This is a genomic window from Mesorhizobium sp. M0047, assembly GCF_040323315.1.
In the GTDB taxonomy this organism is placed as follows: Bacteria; Pseudomonadota; Alphaproteobacteria; order Rhizobiales; family Rhizobiaceae; genus Mesorhizobium.
Map to the genome: position 1 here is coordinate 114,488 of NZ_JAMYUW010000002.1, position 22,930 is coordinate 137,417.

Below are 22,930 nucleotides of genomic sequence, written 5' to 3' on the forward strand. Positions count from 1 at the left end.
GGACAATGCTTCTCATCCGCTGCCCTTATTGCGAGGAAGAGCGCCCGGAACTCGAGTTCCGCAACGCCGGCGAGGCGCATATCGCGCGCTCGGCCAACATGGCCGGTGAGAGCGACGACGATTTCGAGAAGTTCTTCTTCATCCGCTCGAACCCCAAGGGTATCATTTATGAGCGCTGGCGGCACATGCATGGCTGCGCCCGTTTCTTCAACGCCGTGCGCGACACCGTCACCGACAAGTTCGTCATGACCTACAAGGCTGGCGAGCCGAAACCGTCCAAGTTGCCCAAAAACTCCAACGAAGTGGTTGCCAAATGATCGGCGCGTTCCGCATTCCCGGCGCCGGTCGCTTCAAGCAGGCGAAGACCGCGCGGTTCAGTTTCGATGGCCAGTCCTATACCGGCATCGAGGGCGACACGCTGGCTTCGGCGCTGCTCGCCAATGGCGTCCATCTTGTCGGCCGCTCGTTCAAGTACCATCGTCCGCGCGGCATCCTGTCGGCGGGCGCCGAGGAACCGAACGCGCTGGTCGAGATCAAGCGCGACGCGGCACGCAAGACGCCGAACGTGCGGGCCACCGTGCAGGAACTCTATGACGGGCTGGACGCGCAGTCGCAGAACCGCTGGCCTTCATTGTCCTTCGACGTCAGCGCGGTCAACGACTTTGCTTCGCCGCTGTTTTCGGCCGGCTTCTACTACAAGACCTTCATGTGGCCGAAGGCTGCATGGAAGAGCCTGTACGAACCCAAGATCCGCGCCGCGGCCGGACTTGGCGTTTCCCCGGACCAACCGGACCCGGACCATTATTCGTCGCGCTATGCGCATTGCGAGGTCCTGGTGCTGGGCGGCGGCGCCGCCGGCATCGCGGCGGCGCTTGCCGCAGCCGAGACCGGCGTGCGCGTCATCCTTGCCGACGAACAGGCCGAGTTCGGCGGCAGCCTACGGTTCGAGAGCGGTGCGAAAATCGACGGCCAGGACGGCTTTGCCTGGGCTCAAGGTGCGGTGGCCAAGCTCGCCGCCATGGACAATGTACGCGTGCTCTCGCGCACGACGGCGTTCGGCTATTACGCGCAGAATTTCGTCGGGCTGGTCGAGCGTGTCAGCGATCATTTGAAGACTCCCGGCCACGATCTGGCGCGCGAGCGGCTGTGGCAGGTGAGGGCCAAGCGCGTGGTGCTGGCCTCCGGCGCCATCGAGCGTCACATGGTGTTCGCCGACAATGACCGGCCGGGCGTCATGCTGGCAGGTGCGGCGCGTACCTATCTCAACCACTATGGTGTTGCGGTCGGCAAGAATGTCGGCGTCTACACCGCCAATGATTCCGCCTATGCAGCGGCAATCGACCTCAAGAAAGCCGGCGTCAACGTGGCGGCGATCGTCGATTTGCGCGACAACCCGACCGGGCCGCTGATCGACGAGGCGAGGGCACTCGGCATCGAGGTCAATTTCGGCCGCGCGGTGATCCGCGCCGGCGGCAAGCTCAGGGTGTCGTCGATGACCGTGCAGCCGAAGAATGGCGGCGGCGAACGCACCATCTCGGTCGATGCGATCCTGATGTCGGCCGGCTGGACGCCTTCGGTGCATCTGTTCTCGCAGTCGCGCGGCAAGGTCGCCTTCAACGACGAGACCAAGCGCTTCGTGCCGGGCACCTATGCGCAGGACTGCGTCTCTGTCGGCGCGTGCAACGGCACCGACGGGCTGTCCGCGGCGGTCGACGAAGCCTATGCGGCGGGCGCCAAGGCGGCCAAGGATGCAGGCGCGAAAACCGCCAAGGGTACCAAGCCGAATGTCGATGCGTCGGAAAACTGGTCGCGCGGTATGCTGGGTGCGGCGCCCGGAGCCGGGCCGGACACGACGGTGAAAGCCTTCGTCGATTTCCAGAACGACGTCACCGCCAAGGATATCCGCCAGGCGGTGCACGAAGGCATGCGCTCGATCGAGCACGTCAAGCGCTTCACCACCAACGGCATGGCGACCGACCAGGGCAAGACCTCCAACATGCACGGCCTGGCGATTGCCGCCGAGACGCTGGGCAAGCCGATCCCGGAGGTCGGCCTGACCACGTTCCGGGCGCCCTATACGCCGGTGACCTTCGGCGCGATCGTCAGCCATGCTCGGGGTCCGCTGTTCGACCCGACGCGCAAGACTGCGATCCATCCCTGGGCCGAGGCGCAAGGCGCGGTGTTCGAGGATGTCGGCCAGTGGAAACGCGCCTGGTATTTCCCCAAGGCGGGCGAGGACATGCATGCCGCGGTCGACCGCGAATGCGTCGCGGTGCGCAAGACGGCCGGCCTGTTCGATGCCTCGACGCTGGGCAAGATCGAAGTGGTCGGTCCGGACGCAGCGAAATTCATGGAGCTGCTCTACACCAACCCATGGGAGAAGTTGGAGCCCGGCCGCTGCCGCTACGGCATCATGCTGCGCGAGGATGGCTTCATCTATGATGACGGTGTAGTCGGCAGGCTGGCGCCGGACCGTTTCCATGTGACGACGACGACCGGCGGCGCGCCGCGCGTCATGAACCACATGGAGGATTATCTCCAGACAGAGTTCCCGCATCTCAACGTCTGGCTGACCTCGATCACCGAGCAATGGGCCGTCATCGCGGTGCAGGGACCGAAATCCCGCGACATCATCGCTCCGCTGGTCGAAGGCATCGACATGTCCGACGAAGCGCTGCCGCATATGTCGGTGCGCGAAGGCAAGATATGCGGCGTGCCGACCAGGCTGTTTCGTATGTCGTTCACCGGCGAGCGCGGCTTCGAGGTCAACGTGCCTGCCGATTACGGGCAGGCTGTCTGGGAAGCGCTGTGGGCCGAGGGCCAGAAGCACGGCGCTGCCGCCTACGGCACCGAGACGATGCACGTCCTGCGCGCCGAAAAGGGCTACATCATCGTCGGCCAGGACACCGACGGCACGGTGACGCCGAACGATGCCGGTCTCGACTGGGCGGTCGGCAAGAAGAAGACGGACTTCGTCGGCATCCGCGGCTTGACGCGACCCGACCTTGTCGCGAAGGGCCGCAAGCAGTTGGTCGGCCTGAAAACCAAAGACCCGAAGGTGGTGCTGGAAGAGGGCGCGCAGATTGTCGAGGATCCGAAGCAGGCGATCCCGATGAAGATGATCGGCCATGTCACCTCGAGCTATTGGTCGGAAAATTGCGGCCGCTCGATCGCGCTGGCGCTGGTCGCTGGCGGACGCGACCGCATGGGCGACACGCTCTTTGTGCCGATGCCGAACGGCGCGATCGAAGTGGAGGTTGCCAGCATGGTGTTCTTCGACGAGACGGGAGGGCGCCTCAATGGCTAAGGCTGCTGCAAGAAAGACGGCACCGGTGACATCGCCTTCGGTAGAACGCCGTCCGGCGCTGGCCGGACGCAGCACGACCGGTATCGGCGTCAAGGTCGAGGTGCTGCCGCCGGCCGAGCGCATTTCATTGCGCGCACCGGAGGCCTCGCTTGCAGCGCTTTCCAAGGCGCTCGGCGTGACCTTGCCGAAAAAGCCGAAGACGTCCGCTTCGAAGGGCGGGCGAACCGCCTTGTGGCTCGGCCCCGACGAATGGCTGGTCATCGATGAGGCGGGCAAGGATCCGCTGGCCGATTGTGCTGGGGTTTCCGCCTTGCACTCGGCGGTCGGCATCTCGCATCGCAACATCGCTATCGCCGTGACGGGCACCGGGGCAGCAGCGACGATCAATGCGGGTTGCCCGCAGGACCTGTCGCCCGATGGCTTCCCGGTTGGAGCGGCGTCGCGAACCATCCTCGGCAAGACCGAGATCGTGCTGTTGCGCACGGCGCCGGACGCCTTCAGGGTTGAATGCTGGCGTTCCTTCTCGGACTATGTCTTTACTTTTTTGTCCGAGGGATCGCGCGACGCAGCGGTCTGAACCCGGAACGTTTGCAGGGCAGGCTCGTTCTGCATCCTCACGCCGAGGGAGAATGCCGATGCCGTCGAATTCCGCGCCCAAGTCGCCGGTCAAAAAGACGTCGGCCGTCCGTTCGCTCGAACAGGAGCGGCACGAAGCGCCGAGCGCCGAAGAGGAACTCGAGGAAGGCCTCGAAGACACGTTCCCGGCCAGCGATCCGGTGTCGATCACTGGATCGTCCATCTCGGGCGCTCCGGCAAAGCCGGGCCAGGCCAAGACCGTGCCCGGGCGCAAGAAGCGCAAGGCGTAGTTTTCCATCGGGCCAGGCGGCATCGGACCTTCTCAATCCCATTGGACATGCTACTTGAAGCGCTTTGGGAGATAAAAATGCCGACAAAAGCGATCGTCTGGGGCGAGAACGTCCACGAGCAGACCAATGCCGCCGTGCGCGACCTCTACCCCTTGGGCATGCATGGCACCATTGCCGCGGCGCTCAACCAGGACAAGGGCATCGAGGCGACCACCGCCACCTTGCAGGAACCCGAACATGGCCTGGGCGAAAAGCGCCTGGCGGCCGCCGACGTGCTGCTGTGGTGGGGCCATGCGGCGCATGGCGAGGTCAAGGACGAGATCGTCGAGCGGGTGCAGAAAAAGGTGTGGGAAGGCATGGGGCTGATCGTGCTCCATTCCGGGCATTACTCGAAGATTTTCAAGCGGCTGATGGGCACGCCCTGTTCGCTGAAATGGCGCGAGGCGGGCGAGCGCGAGCGCGTCTGGGCGATCAACCGCAGCCACCCCATCGCGCAAGGCATCGGCGAGTGCCTGGAGATCGGCGAGACCGAAATGTATGGCGAGCCCTTCGCCGTGCCGGAGCCGCTCGAGACGGTGTTCGTCTCCTGGTACGAGGGCGGTGAGGTGTTCCGGTCCGGGCTGACCTACCAGCGCGGCGCCGGCAGGATCTTCTACTTCTCGCCGGGCCACGAGACCTATCCAATCTATCACAACGAGGGCGTGCAGCAGGTGCTGCGCAATGCGGTGCACTGGGCGCGCAACCCGGCGCCGGCCTGGTCCGGCATCACCAATGCCCCGAACGTGCCGACGGATGCCGCCAAGGAGAAGATCGTCCAAAAAGGCCTGCGCCTGCATGCCGATGGCGACAGGGGTCTTGGCTGATCGGCGCGTGAGTCGATTGCGGCGTGAGGTGATTGGGGGCCTGAACTGATGCATCGAATTCTTCTGCTCGGCACGGGCGGCATCGCCGGGCATCATGTCGAGGAGTTCGCCGGGATTGCCGGCTGCGGCATCGTCGCCTGCGTCGATCAGGTGCCCGGCCGTGCGGCCGCGTTCGCCGCTGCCAGCAAGATCGGAGATTTCTTCGAGAGCCTGGAGGCGGCGGTCGCCTGGGGCCAGTTCGATGCCGCCATCAACGCGACGCCGGATGGTGCACATTTGGCGACGACGCTGGCGCTGCTTGCCGAGGGAAAGCATGTGTTTTGCGAAAAGCCGCTGGCGCCGAACCACGCCGACGCGCTGGCAATGACCGAAGCGGCAGAGGCAGCCGGGGTGGTCAACATGGTCAACCTGACCTATCGCAACTCACCGGCAATCCAGGAAGCGCGGCGCATGGTGCAGGCCGGCGAGATCGGCGAGCTGCGCCATGTCGAGGCGAGCTACCGACAGAGCTGGCTGATCAGCAAATCATGGGGCGACTGGCGGGTCGAGGACAAATGGCTATGGCGCCTGTCGAGCCGGCACGGTTCGACCGGCGTTCTCGGCGATGTCGGCATTCACATCCTGGACTTCTCTACGTATGGCGCCGGCCAGGATATCGTCAGCTTGCATGCCGATCTGGTCACGTTTCCGAAGGCCGAGGGCGAGCGCATCGGCGACTATGTGCTGGATGCCAATGACAGCGTCGCGATGACGGCGCGTCTCGATTCCGGCGCGCTCGCCACGATCGTGGCAAGCCGCTACATGACTGGCCATACCAACGATTTGTCGCTGGCCCTGCACGGCACCAAGGGCGCCATCAAGGTCGAGACCAATGGCAAGGAGTCGAACCTGTCGGCCTGCCTGGCTGGCGATGTCGATCTTCAGCGCTGGCAAACGCTGCCGCTGCCCAATGTCAAGCGTAACGCCCGGCGCTTTGCCGACGCGCTCGATGCAGGCCGAAACGGCGATCCGTCCTTCCGGCGCGCCGCCGACATGCAGAAACTGATAGACGCGGCCTTCGAGAGTTCAGCGGCCAAGCTGCCAATCCTGGTCGCCTGAAGCTGGCCGGCTTTCGCCGGCCGTACGCATTTCTGCGGAGCTTAGAACGAGCTCGGCACGATCCACGGGTCGATGCTGATGCCGAGCCGCGGGCCCTTGCCTTCAGCGGTGTTTTCCGTGGCGCCCTTCTTCTCGACCGAGCCGGTCGAGGCGCAATCGAGCTTCACGTCGGTCTTCGTGTCTACGCAGGTTGTAGCGGACGCATGCTTGACCATGTGGGGCGCGCTGGCGGCGAAGGCCGAGCCCGAAAGTGCCAGCACGGCTGCGAGGGTGAAGAGTGTCTTTTTCATAGTCTGTCTCCGTTTTCGACGGGTGAATTCTTGTCGTACATGTACGATGCACCGTACACATACGTCCGTCGATCGCGAAGTTCAAGATAAAACCGTACGCGTACGCTAAACTTTATGTTAACCAAGAATTCGAAAGGAAACTGGCGTTCAGCAGTTGACCGGTGTGTCGGTCAGCGGCGGCACGTTTTGCGTGCTGAGCGTGGCAAGCGTGAAATCGCACATGCGCTTCACGAAAGCCTGCGGATCGCCGAAGGGGTAGAACGGAAAGGTGATCAGCAGCGAGATCGTGCCGTGGCCGACTGCCCACAGCATGGTGGCGATGGCGCGCGGGTCGCCCTGCAATTTGCCGGCGGCCACGCAGGCCTCGACCCTGCTGATCAGCACCTTCATCGCCGGGTTGCCCTCTTCCATGTCCTCGTAGCTCCTGCCTTCCGGCAGCTTCGTCTTCTCGGTCATGAACACGGTGCGGTATTCGTTGGGATTGCCGAGCCCGAAGGCGGCATATTCGGTCATGACAGCCTGCAACGCCTCGATCGGATCGTCCGATGGGTGCTCCTCGATGCGGCGGGCTAGCGTCTCGAACGCATCCTCGGCGAGTGCGAACAGGATGTCCTGCTTGTCGGCGAAATAGGAATAGACCGACATCGGTGCGTAGCCGACCCGCTTGGCCAGCTTGCGGATGGTCAGGCCTTCATAGCCTTCCTCCTGAACGAGCTTGTGCGCGGCCTCGACCAGTTCGGAGCGCAGTTCGGCCTTTTGTTTCTCGCGGCGTGTCTGGACACTCGGCGGCAAGATCGGTCCTTTGTTCGGGTTGGTGCTGGCCAAATTATATACGCTGTACGAAAACGGACAAGGGCGTGACAGGTTCCCAAACGGCAACATGCCTCAGCTCTCGCCGAGGCTCGTCCATATCCGAGAGCATCAGTAGCGCGTCTTCAGCGGCAAAAGCGGCAAAGCTTTTCGCGACGCCCCGGCCAAGCCCGCCGGCGGCATCCGCGACCGGCATTGTTGCTGCGTCGAAGCGGCCATCGTCACGCCTCCTTGTCGATCAGTCGGGCAGCGAGATGCGAAAGCAGTTTCACCGCCTCGCCATAGGTTCTCGCCTTTTCGGGATTGGAGGCGTTGCCGTCCAGCGCCCGTTTGAAGACGCCCTGACAGATTGCCGCCAGCCGGAAGAAGGAAAAGGCGAGGAAGAACGTCCAGTTGCCGATACCACTGAGCCCGCGCCGCCGGCAGTAGCTGGCGACGTAATCCTCCTCGGAAGGCAGGTCGAGTGCGGCACGATCGATACCGCCCAGGCCGCGAAAATCCGAGGCGTGAGGCAGGCGCCATTGCATGCACTGATAGGCGATATCGGCAAAGGGATGGCCTGATGTCGACAGTTCCCAATCGAGCACCGCCACCACCTGAGGCCGATCGGAAGCGAAGATCAGATTGTCCAGCCGGTAGTCGCCATGCACCAGCGAGACGCTGCCGTCATCTTCGGGCATGTGCGTTTCCAGCCAGGCAATCAGCCGGTCCATATCGGCCACGGTGCCGGTCTCCGAGGCACGGTACTGGCTGGTCCAGCGCGCCAGCTGGCGCTCGAAGTAGTTGCCCGGCCGGCCGAAATCGCCGAGACCCACGGCCCCGACGTCGACATCATGCAGCGCGGCGAGGGTGTCGTTCATGGCATCGTAGATGGCGGCGCGTTCATCGTTATCGCCGGCCTCCGGCAGCGCCGGATCCCAGAAAATGCGGCCGTCGACGAAATCCATGACGTAGAACATACGTCCGATCGGCGAGTCCTCCGACGAGAGATGCAGCATCTCCGGCACGGGCACGGCGGTGCCGGCAAGCGCCTTCATCACCCTGAATTCGCGGTCGAGCTGATGCGCCGATTTCAGCAGCTGGCCCGGCGGCTTGGCACGCAGCACGTAACGGCCGCTTGCCGCCGTCAGCAGATAGGTCGGGTTCGATTGGCCGGATTTGAATTTTTCGATTGCGGCAAGCCCGGAAAAGCCCGGTATGTTCGCCTCGAGATAAGGCGCGAGCGCCGCCTGGTCGAGGACGTTCGGATCGCTCATGCCGTCTCGGGCTGGCGTTCGATCAAGGTCAGCGTCAACCAGCGTGCCGTCAGCGCCGGTTTCTTCGAGCCTTCGATCTCGATGGTCACGTCATGCGCCGTCTGCACCCAGCCCGACGGCCTGACCTTGACGTCGGCCAGCACGAAACGGGTGCGAATGCGCGCGCCGGTCTTCACCGGCGCCAGGAAGCGCAGCGAATCGAAGCCGTGGTTGACGCCCATCTTGCTGTTTTCCAGCGGCGGCATCGTCTCGAAGGTCATCGCCGACAACAGCGACAGCGACAGGAAGCCGTGTGCAATGGTGCCGCCGAAGGGCGTCTCGCGCATGGCCCGCTCCGGATCGCAGTGGATGAACTGGTGGTCGTCGGTGGCGTCGGCGAACTGGTCGATCATGCGTTGCGTGACCACCCGCCACGGCGACACGCCAACTTCCTTGCCGACATTGGCCAGAAGCACATCGAGACTGATCGGTTCCACGCTCACGTCCTCCAGTTCACCTCCGGCTTCTGTGGCCGGAAAATGTTATTCCTTGAACAGCGTCAGCCCATGCTGCACCGACTGTCCGCCGTCGATCGGCAGGACGGCGCCTGTGACGTAGCTTCCTGCACGGCTGCACAGATAGAGCGTTGCGCCGGCAATGTCATCCGGTGCGCCGATACGGCCGATCGGAACATGGTTTCCGACATGTCTGGCTTGTTCTTCCGTGCCGGTGGCAAACGCCGTCATCCGGCTCTGAAAGGGGCCGGGGGCGAAAGCGTTGACGGTGATGCGGCGGGCGGCGAACTCAAGCGCCAGGGTGCGTGTCAGATGGTGAACCGCGGCCTTCGAAGCCGTGTAGGAATAGGCGTCGTCGGCCAGCGGTTGCGTGCCCATCACCGAACCGAGATTGATGACCCTGGCCGGGTCGGCATCGCTGGCGGCGGCATCGAGCAGCGGTAGCAATTCACGGGTCAGATGGAAGACCGCGGTGACGTTGACGCCGAACACTTTCGCCCACGCCGAATAGGGAAAGCTTTCGAGCGGCGCGCCCCAGGAAACGCCGGCATTGTTGATCAGGATGTTGAGCCTGTCGGTCCGCGCCTTGACCTCGGCGACGAGTGCGGCAATGCCGGCCTCGCTGGAGACATCACCCGCAAACCCTTCGGCGCGGCCGGGTGCGCCAAGTCCATTCAGTTCGGCGGCGACCTTGATGCAGTCCTCGCCCTTGCGCGAAGCGATCATCACGCCGGCGCCGGCCTGCACCAGCGCCGTCGCCGCCATGCGGCCGATGCCGGTTGCGGCACCCGTCACCAACGCGGTCTTGCCGGCCACCGAAAACAGCTCGTCCAGATAGCTCATCACAGTCCTCCGCGCTCGGCGTGCGGGCAAACAGTTCGCGTTGACAAGGCTATCCGAAGTACAGTCATCCTTGCCACCGACAAAATGCCTGGCATCCATGAAGGGTTAGCGACCGATGACGGACATGAATCTCGGCATGACCGAGCGGCTGAAGCCGATCCACGCGCGCGTCGCGGCCATGGTGCGCGACGAGATCATGCCGCTCGACAAGGAATTTCTCGCCGAAGTGGGCAAGGAAGGCGATCGCTGGGTCCATACGGCGCGCCAGAGCGAGATCCTCGAAGGGCTGAAGAAGACCGCAAGAGCGCGCGGCCTGTGGAATTTCTGGCTGACCGGCTCGGAGCGCGGCTACGGCCTTTCCACGGTCGAATACGCCTATCTGGCCGAGGAGATGGGCAAGTCGCATCTCGGTGCGGAAACCTTCAATTGCTCGGCGCCGGACACCGGTAACATGGAGGTGCTGGAACGCTACGGCTCGGCCGATCACAAGAAAGCGTGGCTGGAGCCGCTGCTCGAGGGCAAGATCCGCTCGGCCTATCTGATGACCGAGCCGGATGTCGCCTCGTCCGACGCCACCAACATTGCCATGCGCTGCGAGCGGCAGGGCGACGACTATGTGCTGAACGGCGAGAAATGGTGGGCATCGGGCGCCGGCGATCCGCGCTGCGCCATCTACGTCGTCATGGTCCTGACCGGGGGCGACAGCGAGCCAAAGCACCGCCGCCATTCCATGATCCTGGTGCCCGCCGACACCAAAGGCGTCACCAAGGTCCGCGCCATGCAGGTCTATGGCGACGATGACGCGCCGCATGGCCATATGCATCTTCGCTTCGACAATGTGCGGATTAGGGCGTCGAACCTGATGCTGGGCGAGGGCAGGGGATTCGAGATCGCGCAAGGGCGGCTCGGCCCCGGCCGCATCCATCACTGCATGCGCGCCATCGGCCAGGCCGAGATGGCGCTGGAAATGCTGTGCCAGCGTTCCGTGCGCCGCGAGGCCTTCGGCCAGCCCCTGGCAAAGCTCGGCGCCAATTTCGACATCATCGCGGAATGCCGCATGGAGATCGAGATGGCCCGCCTGCTCTGCCTCAAGGCGGCGTGGATGATCGATCAGGGCGACGCGCGGGCCGCCGCTCCCTGGATCAGCCAGATCAAGGTGGTAGCGCCCCGCGTCGCGCTCAAGGTCACCGACGAGGCGGTGCAGATGTTCGGCGCGCAAGGCATCAGCCAGGACACGCCGCTGGCGCGGTCGTGGACGCATCTGCGGACATTGCGCCTTGCCGACGGGCCTGACGCCGTCCATCGCCGGCAGGTGGCGCGGACGGAGCTGAAGAAATACTCGCAGGAAAAGGTCTGAGCGCCGGTATCATCTTCCGGCGACCGCTTGCCGAGGCTATGGCGCGGAACTGGCCAGGCCCAACGGCAAGGTGTTCATCCAGCCTTGGCCCAATCGAAAGACGCGAGAAACTTGGACATGAGCCGGAAGGATGTCCGGTATCTGGCCGCTGCCCGGATCGTCGGCCCGCCGTTCCCGTCTTTCAACCCCCTATGCCACGCCGCTTTGTCCGTGATATGTCGCCGCCATCGAATTCCGGACGACGTGGGCAAGCGCCTGTTCCGGGCGGGTGTAGGGTGATTTGATGACGATATCCAAGCCGGTCTTCGACCGTTTGGGGTTCAGCCTGTGGATCGGCGTGTTCCTGGTCGTTCTTGTCCTGGTCCTGTGGTCGCCCTATACGCGCACGGTATGGAAGGCCTATATAGACGGCAGCGAGGCGCTTCTGGCCGGTCTGCCACTCTACGACACCCAATCCGAGATGGGGTATCTCTACGCGCCAGCCTTTGCCGCGCTGTATATTCCAATAGCCAAACTCGGTCCGCAGCTGGGCGGCGTGGTTTGGCACAGCCTTGGCTTTGCGGTGCTGACCTATGCCGCGATGCGACAGGTGCGCAAGCTCGGCGGCGGCGAATTGACGTGGCTGCTTTCTTTCGGTCTTTTCCTCGCCTTGCCGATGGCAGCGGGGGCGATCCGCAACGGCCAGGCGACGATCCTTTTGACCGGCGCCTGCTGGCTTCTCACCCTGTCGGCGCTGGAAGGGCGGCGGGCGGAGACGTTCTTCTGGGCTTCGATTGCCATCATCGCCAAGCCGACCGCGATCATCATGCTGTTGTTGGTGGGAGCCCTTCGGCTCCGGTTGATACCGGTTCTGGTGCTTTCTGTCCTGTTCGTCCTCGCCCTGCCCTACGCTTTCGCTCCCGCCGGCTATCTCAACGATCAGTATCGCGTCTTCGCCCAGATGCTGACCTCGATGGCCGTCGAGAACACCAGCCATTTCGTGCCGACTGATTTCACGGCGCCGTTCACCCGGATAGGGCTGCCCATTCCGGAATTCGGCGCCACGATCGTGCGCATCGTCATGGCCCTGTTCACGCTTTCGGCGGTCATCTGGTTCGACCGCAAGCTTGAACGCGGACCGGCGGGGCTGGCGATCTTCCTGACGGCCACTTTCTACATGTGCGTCTTCAACCCGCGCGTCGAGCCCAACACCTATGCAATGATCGCGGTACCCGCCGGTATCGCCATCGCGCTGTTGTGGCGCGAAGAGCGCGGCGGCGTTCTGGCCTCGGTGTTGTCGACGGTGCTGTTCGCGACCGGACTGACCGGCGTCGATCGCCATGTGCACGATTTGCTCTACCCCTGGTTCCGGCCGATCGCGGTTACGTTCATCGCGGGTTCGCTGATCTGGTGGTTCTGGGCCACGGCGCGGGTAAAGGTGGTGAATGCAGGGATCGCAAATGGCTGAATTGCGGCCGACACTCGACATCGTCGCGCCATTCTTGAACGAGGCGCAATCGGCATCGGCCTTCGCACGCCTGCTCGGCGAACTCGAAGCGGCCGTGGCACAGCGGTTCGGCATGACCGTGCACAAGATCCTGGTCGATGACGGCAGCCGTGACGATGGCGCCCAACGGTTTTCGCAGGCGCTGACGGGGTCGTGGGAGATCGTCCGCCTTAGCCGCAATTTCGGCAAGGAGGTCGCCGTGCTAGCCGGCCTCGATCGGTCGCGCGGCGACATGGTGCTGATCATGGACGCCGACCTCCAGCATTCCCTGGACATCAGCCTGAAGCTGATCGCCGAGCTGGTGGAACATCCTGATGTCGATGTCGTCTATGCACAAAACGACCGGCGCGAGGCGAGCTGGCGGCGCAGCCAGCTGGCCCGACTTTTCTACAGCCTGATCAACAGCAGCCAGCGTTTCGACATTCCAGCGAATGCCGGCGACTTCCGCGTCATGCGCGGCACCGTGGCGCGTGCGCTGACCAGCCTGCGCGACAAGCGTCGCTTCAACAAGGGCCTGTTTGCCTGGGCGGGCTTTCGCCAGAAGGCGTTGCCCTATTCGCCGGAGAGCCGGGCCAGCGGCACGTCGAAATGGAGCCGACTCAACCTGATCGCCTTCTCGCTGGAAGGCTTCACCTCATTTTCCGTCATTCCGCTGCGCCTGATTAGCCTCAGCGGACTGCTCGCGGCACTTGCGGGCGCGGTTTACGGGGCCAAGGTGCTCTTCGAGGTGATCTTCTACGGCATTGCCGTTCCGGGTTATCCCAGCCTGCTGGTCGCCGTCGTCCTGCTCGGCGGCCTCAACCTGACGCTGCTTGGCCTGATCGGCGAATATGTCTGGGTCACGCTCAGCGAAAGCAAGGATCGGCCGGTCTATCTCGTGCGCGATGTCGTTCGCAGTGAGGTCTCCGCCGACAGGCCGGTGGCAGGCGCTCTCGACACATGACGCGGCGCATCCGCCTGATCGCTGACGACTACGGCCTGGCGCCCGGCGTCTCCGATGGGATTCTCGATCTGCTCGATCGCGGCCGCCTGACCGGCACCAGCTGTATGTCCGGCTTTCCGGAATGGCCAAAGGAGGCGGCGCGCATAAAACCTCTTTGCGGCCATGTCGCGGTCGGGCTGCATCTCACCTTGACCGACCAGCCTGCCGTCACCGGCAGGTCGAGCCTGGCGCCGGAAGGCCGGCTGCCGCCACTCCGCACGCTGGCCTTGCCGATCCTACGCGGCCGCGTCAATGATCGCGATGTTCATGCCGAGCTCGACGCCCAATACAGCCGCCTCGTCGAAGCACTCGGGCGCCGCCCCGATTTCATCGACGGGCACCAGCATGTGCATTTCCTTCCCGTCGTGCGCAACTGGCTGCGCGCGCGTCTTGGCGAAGAGAGCGACAAGCCGGCGCTGCGCGGCGCCCCGGTCCTGACTGCGGCGCCGAAAGTCGCCGCGATCGCCGCGCTCGCTTCCGGCTTCAACCGGTCGATGCGGCGCGCCGGCTTTACCGTTTTCGAGCCGCTTGCCGGCATCTATGACTGGCGCCAACCCGATAAATTCGCTTCCGTGCTGCAGGCCGCCGTCGAGGCGTTGCCGGAACGCGGGCTGTTCATGTGCCACCCGGGCCATGTCGACGCGACACTGCGCGCGCGCGACCCGATGCGAGGCGTGCGCGAGGTCGAATTCGCGACCCTGGCATCGGATACGTTCGGCGCCAGCCTGGCCCGCGCCGGTGTCGCAATCATGGGTGGCAAGGGATGAGCGACGCCGAGCTGCCCCCGCGTTCGACCGGCAACAAGATCGTCCGCTTTGCCATTGTCGGACTTGCCAACACAGCCATCGACCTTGCCAGCTTCTTCCTGCTGCTCAAGCTGCAGATGCCGCCGCTGCCCGCCAACATCGCTGCCTGGTTCATCGCCGTCACCTTCTCATTCGCGGCGAACGGCTTCTGGTCGTTCGAGCGCAATCGAGCCATCCGGCTGCATGACGCGTTCCTTCGCTTCGCCTCGCTTGGGGGGCTGATTTCGCTCGGCGTCTCCAGCCTTTCGATCGCGCTGTTCGCAACGACCGTCGGAGTTTGGCCGGCAAAGATTTGCGGAGTCGTGATCGCAGCGGTGCTGAATTTCCTCGCCGCGCGCTGGTCGATCGAAGGCCGGGTGCTGAAATAGCGACGAAAGCCGCTCCTCGCTTTTCCCGGAATGTCGCTACTCGGCTGGCTCCGCATTGGTGTAGACGGCTTCCTCGAGCTCGCGCTTCAGCCGGGCCTCCTCATGGGTCTTCGGGGTGACGAAGCGGCCAAGCAGGAGATAGGCGACCGGCGTCAGGAATAGCGTCGAGACGGTGGCAAGCCCCAGTCCGCCGACGATGACCCAGCCGAGCGCGACGCGCGCCGCGGCACCTGCGCCGCTCGCCAGCACCAGCGGCAAGCCGCCGAGCACGGTGCAGATCATCGTCATCATCACCGGCCGCACGCGGATGATCGAGGCCTGCTCGATCGCCTCACGCACGCCAAGCCCGCGGTCGCGCAGTTGGTTGGCGAATTCGACGATCAGGATGCCGTTCTTGGCCATGACACCGACCAGCAGGACCAGGCCGATCTGGCTGTAGGCGTTGAGGGTGGTACCCGAGAAGAGCAGCGCGAAAATGGCGCAGGCAAGACCGAGCGGTACCGTCGCCATGATGATGACGGCGCTGACGAAGCTTTCGAACTGGGCGGCCAGCACCAAAAGGATGATCACCAGCGCGAAGCCGAAGATGGTGACCATGGCGCTGTTGGTCTCGCCCAGCGTCGCCGCCTCGGCCAGCGGCAGGATGCGGCTGCCGGGCGGCAACAGCGGCGTGGCGATCTCCTCGGCGCGGGTCAGCGCGGCGCCGAGCGCGAAGTCGCCGCCAAGGTTGGATGTGATGGCCACCGAAGGCTGCTGCTGTTCGCGCGACAGCGATGGCGGCACGGCACGCTCGGTCAGCGTGGCGATTGTCGACATCGGCACGAAGCGTCCGTCGGCCGTTTTCAGGAAAATGTTTTCCAGGTCGGTCGGGTCGTTGATCGGATTTGTCGTCGAGACCAGCTTCACACCATAGCTGCGATCGGCGATGTAGACGTCGACGACGTCGTTGCCGTCGAGCATGGCCTGCAAGGTGTTGGCCAGTCCAGTGATGTCGATGCCGAGGTCGGAGGCGCGCTCGCGGTCGATCGCGACGGCGAGTTGCGGCTGCGTCGGGTCGATCGACAGGCGCGGGGTCTGGAAGCGCGGATCCTTCTGCATCTCGGCGATGATCTTCACCGCTGCGTCACCGAGCGCCTTGCGGTCGTTGCCGACCAGCGCGAACTGCAGGCCGTTGCCGGCGCCGCGGATGCCGAGGCTGTTGGGCTGCACCGGGAAGATGCGCACGCTCGGCACCTGTTTGGTCAATCGGCTGATCTCGGCCATGATCTCCTGTTGGCTGCGGCTGCGCTCGTTCCACGGCGCCAGCGTCATCACCATGAAGCCGGAATTGTAGGAGCCGTTCTGGCCGGCATGCTCGAACGTGCTGCGGATCTCGCCTGAATCGCGCATTGGCTGGATCAGTTTCTCGATCTTCTGCATCTGCTGTGTCGTGTAGTCGAGGCTGACGCCCTGCGGGGCGCTGATACGCAGCAGCACGGCGGCGCGATCCTCGGTCGGCGTCAATTCCTGGCGAATGGTGCCGAACAGCGTGAAGGCGATGCCGGCAAACAGCACCGCGACCAGAAGCACGATCCACGGTGCATCGAGGCAGGCGTGCAGGCTGCGCTTGTAGGCAGTATTGAGCACGCCGCCGATGCGGGCGCCGACGCCGTGACCGCCTTCGTGGTGGAGGGATGCACTGGTCAGCATGCGCGAAGCGAGCATCGGGCACAGCGTCAGCGCGACCACGCAGGACAGAAGCACCGACATGGCAAGCACGAAGCCGAATTCGCGAAACAGGCCGCCGGTCTGGCCGGGCAGGAACGAGATCGGCACGAAGACGGCGACCAACGTCAAAGTGGTGGCAATGACGGCGAAAAACACCTCCTGCGCGCCGAGCACGGCGGCGGCGCGCGGCCCCATGCCTTCGTTGCGCCGTCGCACGATGTTTTCGAGCACGACGATGGCATCGTCGACGACCAGTCCGGTCGCCAGCACCAGGGCGAGCAGGGTCAGGATGTTGACCGAGAAGCCGGCCAGATAAATCGCGGCGATGGTGCCGATCATGGCGACCGGCATCGACAGCCCTGGGATCAGCGTTGCGCGCCAGTCGAGCAGGAAGACATAGATGACGAGCAGCACAATGGTCACCGACAGGCCAAGCGCGATCTCGACCTCGTGCACCGCGCCCTTGACGAAGACCGCGTCGTCGCTGGTGATCTTGATCGACATGCCCTTGGGCAGGTTTTGCTGCAATTTGGCGACGGCGGCCTGGACGCCGGTCGAGATGTCCAGCGTGTTCGATTCCGCCTGGCGGATGATGCCGACGCCAATGCCGGTCTTGCCGTCCGAACGTAGCGTGGTTTGGCCGACATCGGGGCCGAGCGTGACGGTGGCGACGTCGCGGATGCGTGTCGTGCCGCCGATAATGATGTTTTCGAACTCTTCCGGCGTGGTCACGTCGGCCGTCGTGCGGACGATCAGGTCCTGGTTGGTCGTGGTGATCGAACCGGCCGGCGAATCGAAGGCGACCGAGGCAAGCGCCGTCCTGAGGTCGGCAACCGTGAAGCCGAGGCTGGCCAGCTTGTTCTGGTTGACGTCGATGCGGAAGATCTTGTCGCAGTCGCCATAGACCTGGACATCGGCAACGCCGGGCACGGCGGCCAGTTCGTCCTCGATCTGGTCCTGGACCACCACCGTCATGTCCTGGATCGACATGTTGTCCGAGGTCACCGCCAATCGCATCACCGGTTCGGAATTGGCGTCGGCCTTGACGATGCGCGGCGGGTCGGCGGTGTCCGGCATCTGGTTGGCGACGCGGCCGACGGCATCACGCACGTCCGAGGCGGCAACGTCGAGATCGACACCGTCGTTGAACTCGATGGTGACGCGGCTCGAACCGAATGAGGAAGAAGACGAGATCGACTTGACGCCGGAGACGCGGGCGACGGCGCCCTCGATCGTGTCGGTCAATTCGCGATCGACGGTTTCTGCCGCCGCCCCTTCAAAGGCGGTGGAAACAGTAACGACCGCGCGATCGACGTCAGGTAGTTCACGGATCTCGACGCCATAGAAGGCGGCAAGGCCAGCAACGGCAATGAGGGTGTTCAGAACGAAGGCCATCACCGGCCTGCGGATGAACAGCGCAGTGAAGCCGGTATCGCTGGCTGCGTTGATGGTTCCGGTCATGAGCCCTCGGCCGCCTCCACGGCACGCTGCTCTTCGCCGGCAAGGCGGACGGTGCCGCCCTCGCTGACGCTCTGGGTGCCTTCGGTGACCACCATGTCGCCGCTGTCGATCTCGGCGTCGATCAGCACGGTCTCGGTGTTGCGCTGGATGATGCGCACGGGGACTCGCCTGGCTTTGCCGTCCTCGATCTGCCAGACATAGGCGCCGTCCGAACCCCACAGGATCGCCAGCGGGCTGACGGCCGGATAGGTCTGTCCCGGGAATTTCATGCTGATGGCGAACGACATGCCGGCGCGCAGGGAATCGGCCGGATTGGCGATCTTGGCCTTGACCAGAAGGGTGCGGCTCTTCTCATCGATGTGATTGTCTATGGCCGAAACCGTTCCGGTATAGGCATTGCTGGGATTGGCGATCGGCGTCGCCGTCAATTGCGCGCCGACCTTGACGGCGGCGGCGAAACGCTCCGGCACCAGGAAATCGACCAGAATGCTGGAGCGGTCGTCGAGCGTGGCGATCGCCGACTGGTTGGTCACGTAATTGCCGGCGGAGATCGGCAGGATGCCGACAGTGCCGGCAATGGGTGCCAGAATCGATCGCCGCTGCAGCGCAAGTTCCGCGTCCTGAAGCGCCAGCTTGGCGCCGGCCAAAACCACTTCGGCGTCGGCCACGGCAACCGGTGTCGCGGCGTTGGAAGCACGCAATGACTTGACGCGGTCGAGCTTGGCCTGCGCGTCCTGCAAGGCGAGCTTGGCGCGGTCCTGGGCGATCGTTTCGGTCTCGGAGTCGAGTGTCGCGATGATCTGTCCCTTGTCGACATGGCTGCCGGATTCGACCAGCAACTCGGCGAGGCGGCCGGAACTGTAGGGATTGACGGTCACGGAGGCGTTGGCACGACCGGTGCCGATTGCCTGCAGGCGATCGTTGATAACGGCCGACGTGGCCGCCAGGGCCACCACGTTCACCCGCTGGTTGCCACCTTCGCGGCCGATTGCCTGCTTCGCGTTGGCGGCGCCGCTTTCAGCCGGGGACGTTGCCGCATAAGCCCAGTCAATGCCCCAGCGTGCCAGCACGTCGTGAGCGCCCGGATAAAAGCGCAGCCAGGCGGATGCTGCCACCACCAGCACCACAAGCGCGAAAAATATCTGTTTCCAGGCGGCCATCGGCACTCCGGTTGGCAAAGCAATCCTTCCGTCTACCGGGTTTCCCGAAATGAAGCAGACGCAGCGAGGCTATTATAAGGCAAGAAGCCACCCCGATATCGCGTTTTTATGACAAGTCTCCAAGGCCGCGCACATTAAATATATGTAACATTTGAGAAAACATGCGTAACCTTTGGGGTCGTCGTTACATGCACTAACGCAGACTTTCCATCTCGCGAATGCGCTTGGCGCCCTCTGCTTCCAGTTGCCTGGTGACAGCGCCGATCAGCATTTCCGCAACGACGAAGAGGGCAGCGGAGGAATCCCACGCCGACGGCACGGCCGTTCGTCCAGCGATGACATGGCGGGCGAAACGCGCGATCGGCGACAGCCACTGGTCGGTGAACAGCACGATCTGCACGCCGCGCTGATGCGCCTTCTCGGCGAAGCGAGCGAGGCTGTCCTGGTAGCGCCTGATGTCGAAGATCACCAGCACATCGCGTTTGCCCATGTCGATCAGCCTGTCGCGCCACATGCTTTCCTGGCCGGCAAGGTGAAAGACATCGGGTTGAACGACGGCGAGGTGGGCGGCCATGTAGCGCGCCAGCGGATCGGTGAAGCGGCCGCCGATCAGGAATGTCTTGCCGCGCCGGTCGACGAGCCGGGCGGCGATGTCGGCAAGCTGCCCGTCGGACAGGTGCCTGAACGTCTCGCGCATATTGTCGAGCGTCGCTTCCAGCATTGGTGACACCGTGCCGCCGCCGGGCGAGGGCGGGTTGAGCGTCCTCGTCGCCGGAGACTGCAATTGCGCCGCCAGTTCGTCCTGCAGGCTCGACTGGAATTCCGGATAGTTCTGGAAGCCGAGCCGGGCAACGAAACGCAGGATCGTCGGCGAAGAGACACCGGCCGTGGCCGAGAATTCGGCAACCGTCTTCAAGCCGATCATCGGGTAACTGGCGATCAGCGTCTGGGCCGCGCGCCGTTCTCCGGCCGGCATCGTGCCGATGCGGTCGGCAATCAGTTCGGCAATACTGGAAATCATCTTTTCCCCACCCTTGGAGCGGGATGGTAAACCATTCCGCTCCGTCTGTTTGTCTTGGTCCCATTTCTGCGACGCCAAGTGATTCTACCTGGCTGCAAAACGCTTCGGCCTGGTCGAAGGTCTTTTCCGAAATCGCATTTGACAAAGTCGCCCAAACTGTATGAAATCATCCATAGGGACGCAATGACACAAAATACGTAACATACGATACAGCGTCCCCGGGGACAGCAGACTATGGAGAAAGCACGGCCCGCCAGCCTTGCAGCGTCTGATACCGTGAGGGTGACGAACCCCGGCGGATCGAGCCCTTTTGTGCTGACTTGCGATCACGCCTCGAACTTCCTTCCCGCTGAATTCGGCACGCTCGGCCTTGCCGCCGAGGACCTGTCGCGCCACATCGCCTGGGATCCCGGCGCGCTGCCGGTTGCCCGCCGCATGGCGGAGGCGCTCGATGCCACCCTGATCGAAACCCGTATCTCGCGTCTCGTCATCGACTGCAACCGGCCGCTCGACGCGCCCGACCTCATAATGAGTGTCAGTGTCAGCGAGAAAACCGTCGTTCCAGCGAACCAGGGACTCTCCGCCGACGAGCGGGAGGCGCGTGTAGCGCTCGCATGGCGCCCGTTCCATGACACTATCGAGAAGACGATCGAGGATCGGTTGGCGTCGGGCCGAGAGACGCGACTGGTGTCGATCCATTCTTTCACCCCGATCTTCAAGGGTAAGAATCGGCCCTGGCATATCGGCATCATCCATGACGAAGACCGCCGGTTGGCGGCGCCGCTGATATCGGCGCTGAAGCGGCTTGCCGGCGTCACCGTCGGCGTCAACGAGCCCTATTCGCCGGCCGACCGCGTCTATTTCACGCTGGAACGCCACGCGCGCTCGCGCGGCTTGCCTTGCGCGATGATCGAAATCCGCAATGATGAAATTTCCGGCGAGACCGGGCAGCGGAAATGGGCGGATCTGCTCACGGGCATTTTTTCGGATCTGGAGCCGGAGGAGGCAGGACAGACCAGATCGCATTCAGTCGGCCAGATCGCATTCAGTCGGAAAGTCAGTTCAATCGGCTAGCCAGAGCGAGATGAGATTGACGCATCTCGCTCGGAAACAACAGGGGACTTCCAATGATAGCACCGGGTTACACAGACATTGACAAGAAGGAGGACCTCAAGGTTCTCCACGGTATGGGCTATGCCCAGGAATTGTCGCGAAGCATGAGCCGCTTCTCGAATTTCGCGATCTCGTTCTCGATCATCTGCATCCTTTCGGGTGGCATCAATTCCTTTGCACAAGCCACTGGGTCGATCGGCGGCGCCGCGGCGGGCATCGGCTGGATCGTCGGCTGTTGTGTTTCGGCCTGCTTTGCCCTTGCGATGGCGCAGATTGCCTCGGCATTTCCGACCGCTGGCGGCCTCTATCACTGGTCTTCGATCCTCGGAAACCGCTTCACCGGCTGGCTGACCGCCTGGCTCAATTTGCTCGGCCTGATCACCGTGCTGGGGGCGATCAATATCGGCACCGCATTCTTCTTTGTCGGAACGTTCGGAAGCTGGTTTGGCATCACCGGAACGCCTGGCGAGATCGTCGGGTTCGTTACCTTCATCACGGTGCTGCAGGCGGTGTTCAACCATTTTGGCATCAGGCTCACGGCCATGCTGACGGATGCTTCGGGCTTCCTCATCCTGGGTGCGACGGCAGTACTGATCGTGGCTTGCCTGGTGTTTGCGCCCGCGATCGATATCACGCGGTTGTGGACATTCACCAACTATTCGGGCGACGCCGGTGGCGGTGTCTTCCCGCAGTCCGACTCCATGAGCTACCTGTTCCTGCTCTGCCTGCTTCTGCCAGTCTACACCATCACCGGCTACGACGCGTCAGCGCATACCTCCGAAGAAACAGAGAAAGCAGCACACTCGGTGCCGCAGGCGATCGTTTCGTCCGTGCTCTGGTCTTCGCTAATCGGTTGGGTGATGCTGTGCGCAATCGTTCTGGCAATCCCCGACCTGGCCGCCGGCGCCAAGCAGGGCTGGAACGTGTTCTTCGCCACCATGGACGCGATCATGCCCGTCTGGCTGAAGACGTTGCTGTATCTCGCAATCCTGATCTCGCAGTTCCTGTGCGGTCTGGCCACGGTGACCTCGGCTTCGCGCATGTTGTTTGCCTTCTCGCGTGATGGTGGCATGCCGTTTGGTTCCGCGTCGCTTGCCAAAGTCAGCCCGACCTGGCGCACGCCGGTCAACGCGATCTGGACCGCTGCGGTGCTTGAGATCATCTATGTCTTTCTTGCGCAGTTCATTTCGATCGGCGGCACCAACATCTACACCATCGTCGTCAATTCGACGCTGGTGTTCCTGTTCCTGTCGTTCATCATTCCGATCGTGCTCGGCATGATGACTTTCGGAACGGCGAAATGGCCGAATCCGGGCCCGTGGAACCTCGGCGCCGGGCTGTTCAAGCTGTTTTGCGTCCTGTCGGTTGTCGGCATGGCGATCATCTTCTACATCGCCATCCAGCCGCCGAACGACAAGGTGCTATACATCACCATTGGCTTCATTGGGCTGACCGCCGTGCTTTGGTTCGGTTTCGAGAACCGCCGCTTCCAGGGTCCACCGATCGGCGACCAGATTGCCAAGCGCAAGGCTGCCATCGCGGCCGCCGAACTGGCCGTCGGCGAAACCGGCTACTGACATCAACCATCATGGCCATGGCCGGCGTTTTTGCCGGCCATGGTTTCGTTAGCCCCTTTCAATCG

At 63.5% G+C, this 22,930-nt stretch carries 21 protein-coding genes; 13 read left to right on the top strand and 8 right to left on the bottom strand.

Annotated features, from left to right (window positions below; translation table 11 throughout):
- The first annotated feature begins 5 nt into the window (after nt 1-5).
- From NKJ89_RS02360 to NKJ89_RS02385, 6 genes are all read left to right on the top strand, one after another.
- On the top strand, nt 6-317 hold the full coding sequence (locus tag NKJ89_RS02360) for a sarcosine oxidase subunit delta (RefSeq protein WP_023759679.1): 312 nt from the start codon (nt 6-8) through the stop codon (nt 315-317).
- Nucleotides 314-3,307: a sarcosine oxidase subunit alpha gene (locus tag NKJ89_RS02365; protein ID WP_352599527.1), complete on the top strand. Its 2,994-nt coding sequence runs from the start codon at nt 314-316 to the stop codon at nt 3,305-3,307. Before NKJ89_RS02360 ends, NKJ89_RS02365 begins: the two co-directional genes overlap by 4 nt.
- Nucleotides 3,300-3,884 (top strand): sarcosine oxidase subunit gamma, encoded by a 585-nt coding sequence (locus NKJ89_RS02370; RefSeq protein WP_023759681.1) that lies wholly within the window; start codon nt 3,300-3,302, stop codon nt 3,882-3,884. Before NKJ89_RS02365 ends, NKJ89_RS02370 begins: the two co-directional genes overlap by 8 nt.
- A gap of 58 nt (nt 3,885-3,942) precedes the next feature.
- On the top strand, nt 3,943-4,173 hold the full coding sequence (locus NKJ89_RS02375) for a hypothetical protein (protein WP_023759682.1): 231 nt from the start codon (nt 3,943-3,945) through the stop codon (nt 4,171-4,173).
- Between the two features lie 77 nt (nt 4,174-4,250).
- The gene (locus tag NKJ89_RS02380; protein ID WP_352599529.1) at nt 4,251-5,036 is read left to right on the top strand and encodes a ThuA domain-containing protein; all 786 of its coding nucleotides are present in this window, start codon (nt 4,251-4,253) and stop codon (nt 5,034-5,036) included.
- A 48-nt stretch (nt 5,037-5,084) separates the two neighbouring features.
- Nucleotides 5,085-6,134, top strand: a complete 1,050-nt coding sequence (locus NKJ89_RS02385) for a Gfo/Idh/MocA family protein (RefSeq protein ID WP_352599531.1) — start codon at nt 5,085-5,087, stop codon at nt 6,132-6,134.
- A gap of 41 nt (nt 6,135-6,175) precedes the next feature.
- On the opposite strand, the gene NKJ89_RS02390 is transcribed toward NKJ89_RS02385, so the two are convergent.
- The 5 genes from NKJ89_RS02390 to NKJ89_RS02410 form a co-directional block, all read right to left on the bottom strand.
- A complete protein-coding gene (locus NKJ89_RS02390; RefSeq protein WP_352599533.1) occupies nt 6,176-6,424 on the bottom strand; it encodes a DUF680 domain-containing protein in 249 nt (82 codons plus the stop codon).
- A gap of 147 nt (nt 6,425-6,571) precedes the next feature.
- A complete protein-coding gene (locus NKJ89_RS02395; protein WP_352599535.1) occupies nt 6,572-7,216 on the bottom strand; it encodes a TetR/AcrR family transcriptional regulator in 645 nt (214 codons plus the stop codon).
- Between the two features lie 239 nt (nt 7,217-7,455).
- Nucleotides 7,456-8,490 carry a phosphotransferase family protein gene (locus NKJ89_RS02400; RefSeq protein ID WP_352599538.1) on the bottom strand — a complete coding sequence of 345 codons (1,035 nt, stop codon included), beginning with the start codon at nt 8,488-8,490 and terminating at the stop codon, nt 7,456-7,458.
- Nucleotides 8,487-8,972 (bottom strand): MaoC family dehydratase, encoded by a 486-nt coding sequence (locus NKJ89_RS02405; protein ID WP_263495443.1) that lies wholly within the window; start codon nt 8,970-8,972, stop codon nt 8,487-8,489. Before NKJ89_RS02405 ends, NKJ89_RS02400 begins: the two co-directional genes overlap by 4 nt.
- 39 nt (nt 8,973-9,011) lie before the next feature.
- On the bottom strand, nt 9,012-9,827 hold the full coding sequence (locus NKJ89_RS02410; RefSeq protein WP_352599541.1) for an SDR family oxidoreductase: 816 nt from the start codon (nt 9,825-9,827) through the stop codon (nt 9,012-9,014).
- A 115-nt stretch (nt 9,828-9,942) separates the two neighbouring features.
- On the opposite strand from NKJ89_RS02410, the gene NKJ89_RS02415 reads away from it, so the two are divergent.
- The 5 genes from NKJ89_RS02415 (at nt 9,943) to NKJ89_RS02435 (ending at nt 14,826) form a co-directional block, all read left to right on the top strand.
- Entirely contained in the window at nt 9,943-11,184 is a 1,242-nt protein-coding gene (locus tag NKJ89_RS02415) for an acyl-CoA dehydrogenase family protein (RefSeq protein WP_352599544.1), read from the top strand.
- A gap of 283 nt (nt 11,185-11,467) precedes the next feature.
- Nucleotides 11,468-12,631, top strand: coding sequence for a glycosyltransferase family 87 protein (locus NKJ89_RS02420; protein WP_352599547.1), 1,164 nt, complete (start codon nt 11,468-11,470; stop codon nt 12,629-12,631).
- Complete coding sequence (locus tag NKJ89_RS02425; RefSeq protein ID WP_352599549.1) at nt 12,624-13,613, top strand: glycosyltransferase family 2 protein; 990 nt, start codon at nt 12,624-12,626, stop codon at nt 13,611-13,613. Before NKJ89_RS02420 ends, NKJ89_RS02425 begins: the two co-directional genes overlap by 8 nt.
- Nucleotides 13,610-14,419: a ChbG/HpnK family deacetylase gene (locus NKJ89_RS02430; RefSeq protein ID WP_352599552.1), complete on the top strand. Its 810-nt coding sequence runs from the start codon at nt 13,610-13,612 to the stop codon at nt 14,417-14,419. The genes NKJ89_RS02425 and NKJ89_RS02430 overlap by 4 nt, the downstream gene beginning before the upstream one ends.
- Nucleotides 14,416-14,826 (top strand): GtrA family protein, encoded by a 411-nt coding sequence (locus NKJ89_RS02435; protein ID WP_352599554.1) that lies wholly within the window; start codon nt 14,416-14,418, stop codon nt 14,824-14,826. The genes NKJ89_RS02430 and NKJ89_RS02435 overlap by 4 nt, the downstream gene beginning before the upstream one ends.
- A gap of 36 nt (nt 14,827-14,862) precedes the next feature.
- Here NKJ89_RS02435 and NKJ89_RS02440 read toward each other — a convergent pair whose 3' ends face one another.
- From NKJ89_RS02440 to NKJ89_RS02450, 3 genes are all read right to left on the bottom strand, one after another.
- Entirely contained in the window at nt 14,863-17,994 is a 3,132-nt protein-coding gene (locus tag NKJ89_RS02440) for an efflux RND transporter permease subunit (RefSeq protein ID WP_352599556.1), read from the bottom strand.
- Nucleotides 17,991-19,154, bottom strand: a complete 1,164-nt coding sequence (locus NKJ89_RS02445; RefSeq protein ID WP_352599559.1) for an efflux RND transporter periplasmic adaptor subunit — start codon at nt 19,152-19,154, stop codon at nt 17,991-17,993. Before NKJ89_RS02445 ends, NKJ89_RS02440 begins: the two co-directional genes overlap by 4 nt.
- A gap of 193 nt (nt 19,155-19,347) precedes the next feature.
- Nucleotides 19,348-20,175, bottom strand: coding sequence for a MurR/RpiR family transcriptional regulator (locus tag NKJ89_RS02450; protein WP_023759697.1), 828 nt, complete (start codon nt 20,173-20,175; stop codon nt 19,348-19,350).
- Between the two features lie 234 nt (nt 20,176-20,409).
- Here NKJ89_RS02450 and NKJ89_RS02455 point away from each other — a divergent pair, with 234 nt between their 5' ends.
- Together NKJ89_RS02455 and NKJ89_RS02460 are read left to right on the top strand one after the other, a co-directional pair.
- Entirely contained in the window at nt 20,410-21,249 is an 840-nt protein-coding gene (locus tag NKJ89_RS02455; RefSeq protein ID WP_352599562.1) for an N-formylglutamate amidohydrolase, read from the top strand.
- Nucleotides 21,250-21,302: 53 nt separating this feature from the next.
- Nucleotides 21,303-22,865, top strand: coding sequence for an amino acid permease (locus tag NKJ89_RS02460; protein ID WP_352599565.1), 1,563 nt, complete (start codon nt 21,303-21,305; stop codon nt 22,863-22,865).
- Nucleotides 22,866-22,930 lie beyond the last annotated feature (65 nt).

Excerpts from the sequence above, each read along its gene's own strand:
- NKJ89_RS02375 (WP_023759682.1), top strand. The coding sequence starts at position 3,943 with ATGCCGTCGAATTCCGCGCCCAAGTCGCCGGTCAAAAAGACGTCGGCC.
- NKJ89_RS02450 (WP_023759697.1), bottom strand. The coding sequence starts at position 20,175 with ATGATTTCCAGTATTGCCGAACTGATTGCCGACCGCATCGGCACGATG.
- NKJ89_RS02445 (WP_352599559.1), bottom strand. The coding sequence starts at position 19,154 with ATGGCCGCCTGGAAACAGATATTTTTCGCGCTTGTGGTGCTGGTGGTG.
- NKJ89_RS02390 (WP_352599533.1), bottom strand. The coding sequence starts at position 6,424 with ATGAAAAAGACACTCTTCACCCTCGCAGCCGTGCTGGCACTTTCGGGC.
- NKJ89_RS02410 (WP_352599541.1), bottom strand. The coding sequence starts at position 9,827 with ATGAGCTATCTGGACGAGCTGTTTTCGGTGGCCGGCAAGACCGCGTTG.
- NKJ89_RS02400 (WP_352599538.1), bottom strand. The coding sequence starts at position 8,490 with ATGAGCGATCCGAACGTCCTCGACCAGGCGGCGCTCGCGCCTTATCTC.
- NKJ89_RS02385 (WP_352599531.1), top strand. The coding sequence starts at position 5,085 with ATGCATCGAATTCTTCTGCTCGGCACGGGCGGCATCGCCGGGCATCAT.
- NKJ89_RS02370 (WP_023759681.1), top strand. The coding sequence starts at position 3,300 with ATGGCTAAGGCTGCTGCAAGAAAGACGGCACCGGTGACATCGCCTTCG.
- NKJ89_RS02360 (WP_023759679.1), top strand. The coding sequence starts at position 6 with ATGCTTCTCATCCGCTGCCCTTATTGCGAGGAAGAGCGCCCGGAACTC.
- NKJ89_RS02380 (WP_352599529.1), top strand. The coding sequence starts at position 4,251 with ATGCCGACAAAAGCGATCGTCTGGGGCGAGAACGTCCACGAGCAGACC.
- NKJ89_RS02435 (WP_352599554.1), top strand. The coding sequence starts at position 14,416 with ATGAGCGACGCCGAGCTGCCCCCGCGTTCGACCGGCAACAAGATCGTC.
- NKJ89_RS02440 (WP_352599556.1), bottom strand. The coding sequence starts at position 17,994 with ATGACCGGAACCATCAACGCAGCCAGCGATACCGGCTTCACTGCGCTG.
- NKJ89_RS02430 (WP_352599552.1), top strand. The coding sequence starts at position 13,610 with ATGACGCGGCGCATCCGCCTGATCGCTGACGACTACGGCCTGGCGCCC.
- NKJ89_RS02365 (WP_352599527.1), top strand. The coding sequence starts at position 314 with ATGATCGGCGCGTTCCGCATTCCCGGCGCCGGTCGCTTCAAGCAGGCG.
- NKJ89_RS02420 (WP_352599547.1), top strand. The coding sequence starts at position 11,468 with ATGACGATATCCAAGCCGGTCTTCGACCGTTTGGGGTTCAGCCTGTGG.
- NKJ89_RS02425 (WP_352599549.1), top strand. The coding sequence starts at position 12,624 with ATGGCTGAATTGCGGCCGACACTCGACATCGTCGCGCCATTCTTGAAC.
- NKJ89_RS02415 (WP_352599544.1), top strand. The coding sequence starts at position 9,943 with ATGACGGACATGAATCTCGGCATGACCGAGCGGCTGAAGCCGATCCAC.
- NKJ89_RS02455 (WP_352599562.1), top strand. The coding sequence starts at position 20,410 with ATGGAGAAAGCACGGCCCGCCAGCCTTGCAGCGTCTGATACCGTGAGG.
- NKJ89_RS02460 (WP_352599565.1), top strand. The coding sequence starts at position 21,303 with ATGATAGCACCGGGTTACACAGACATTGACAAGAAGGAGGACCTCAAG.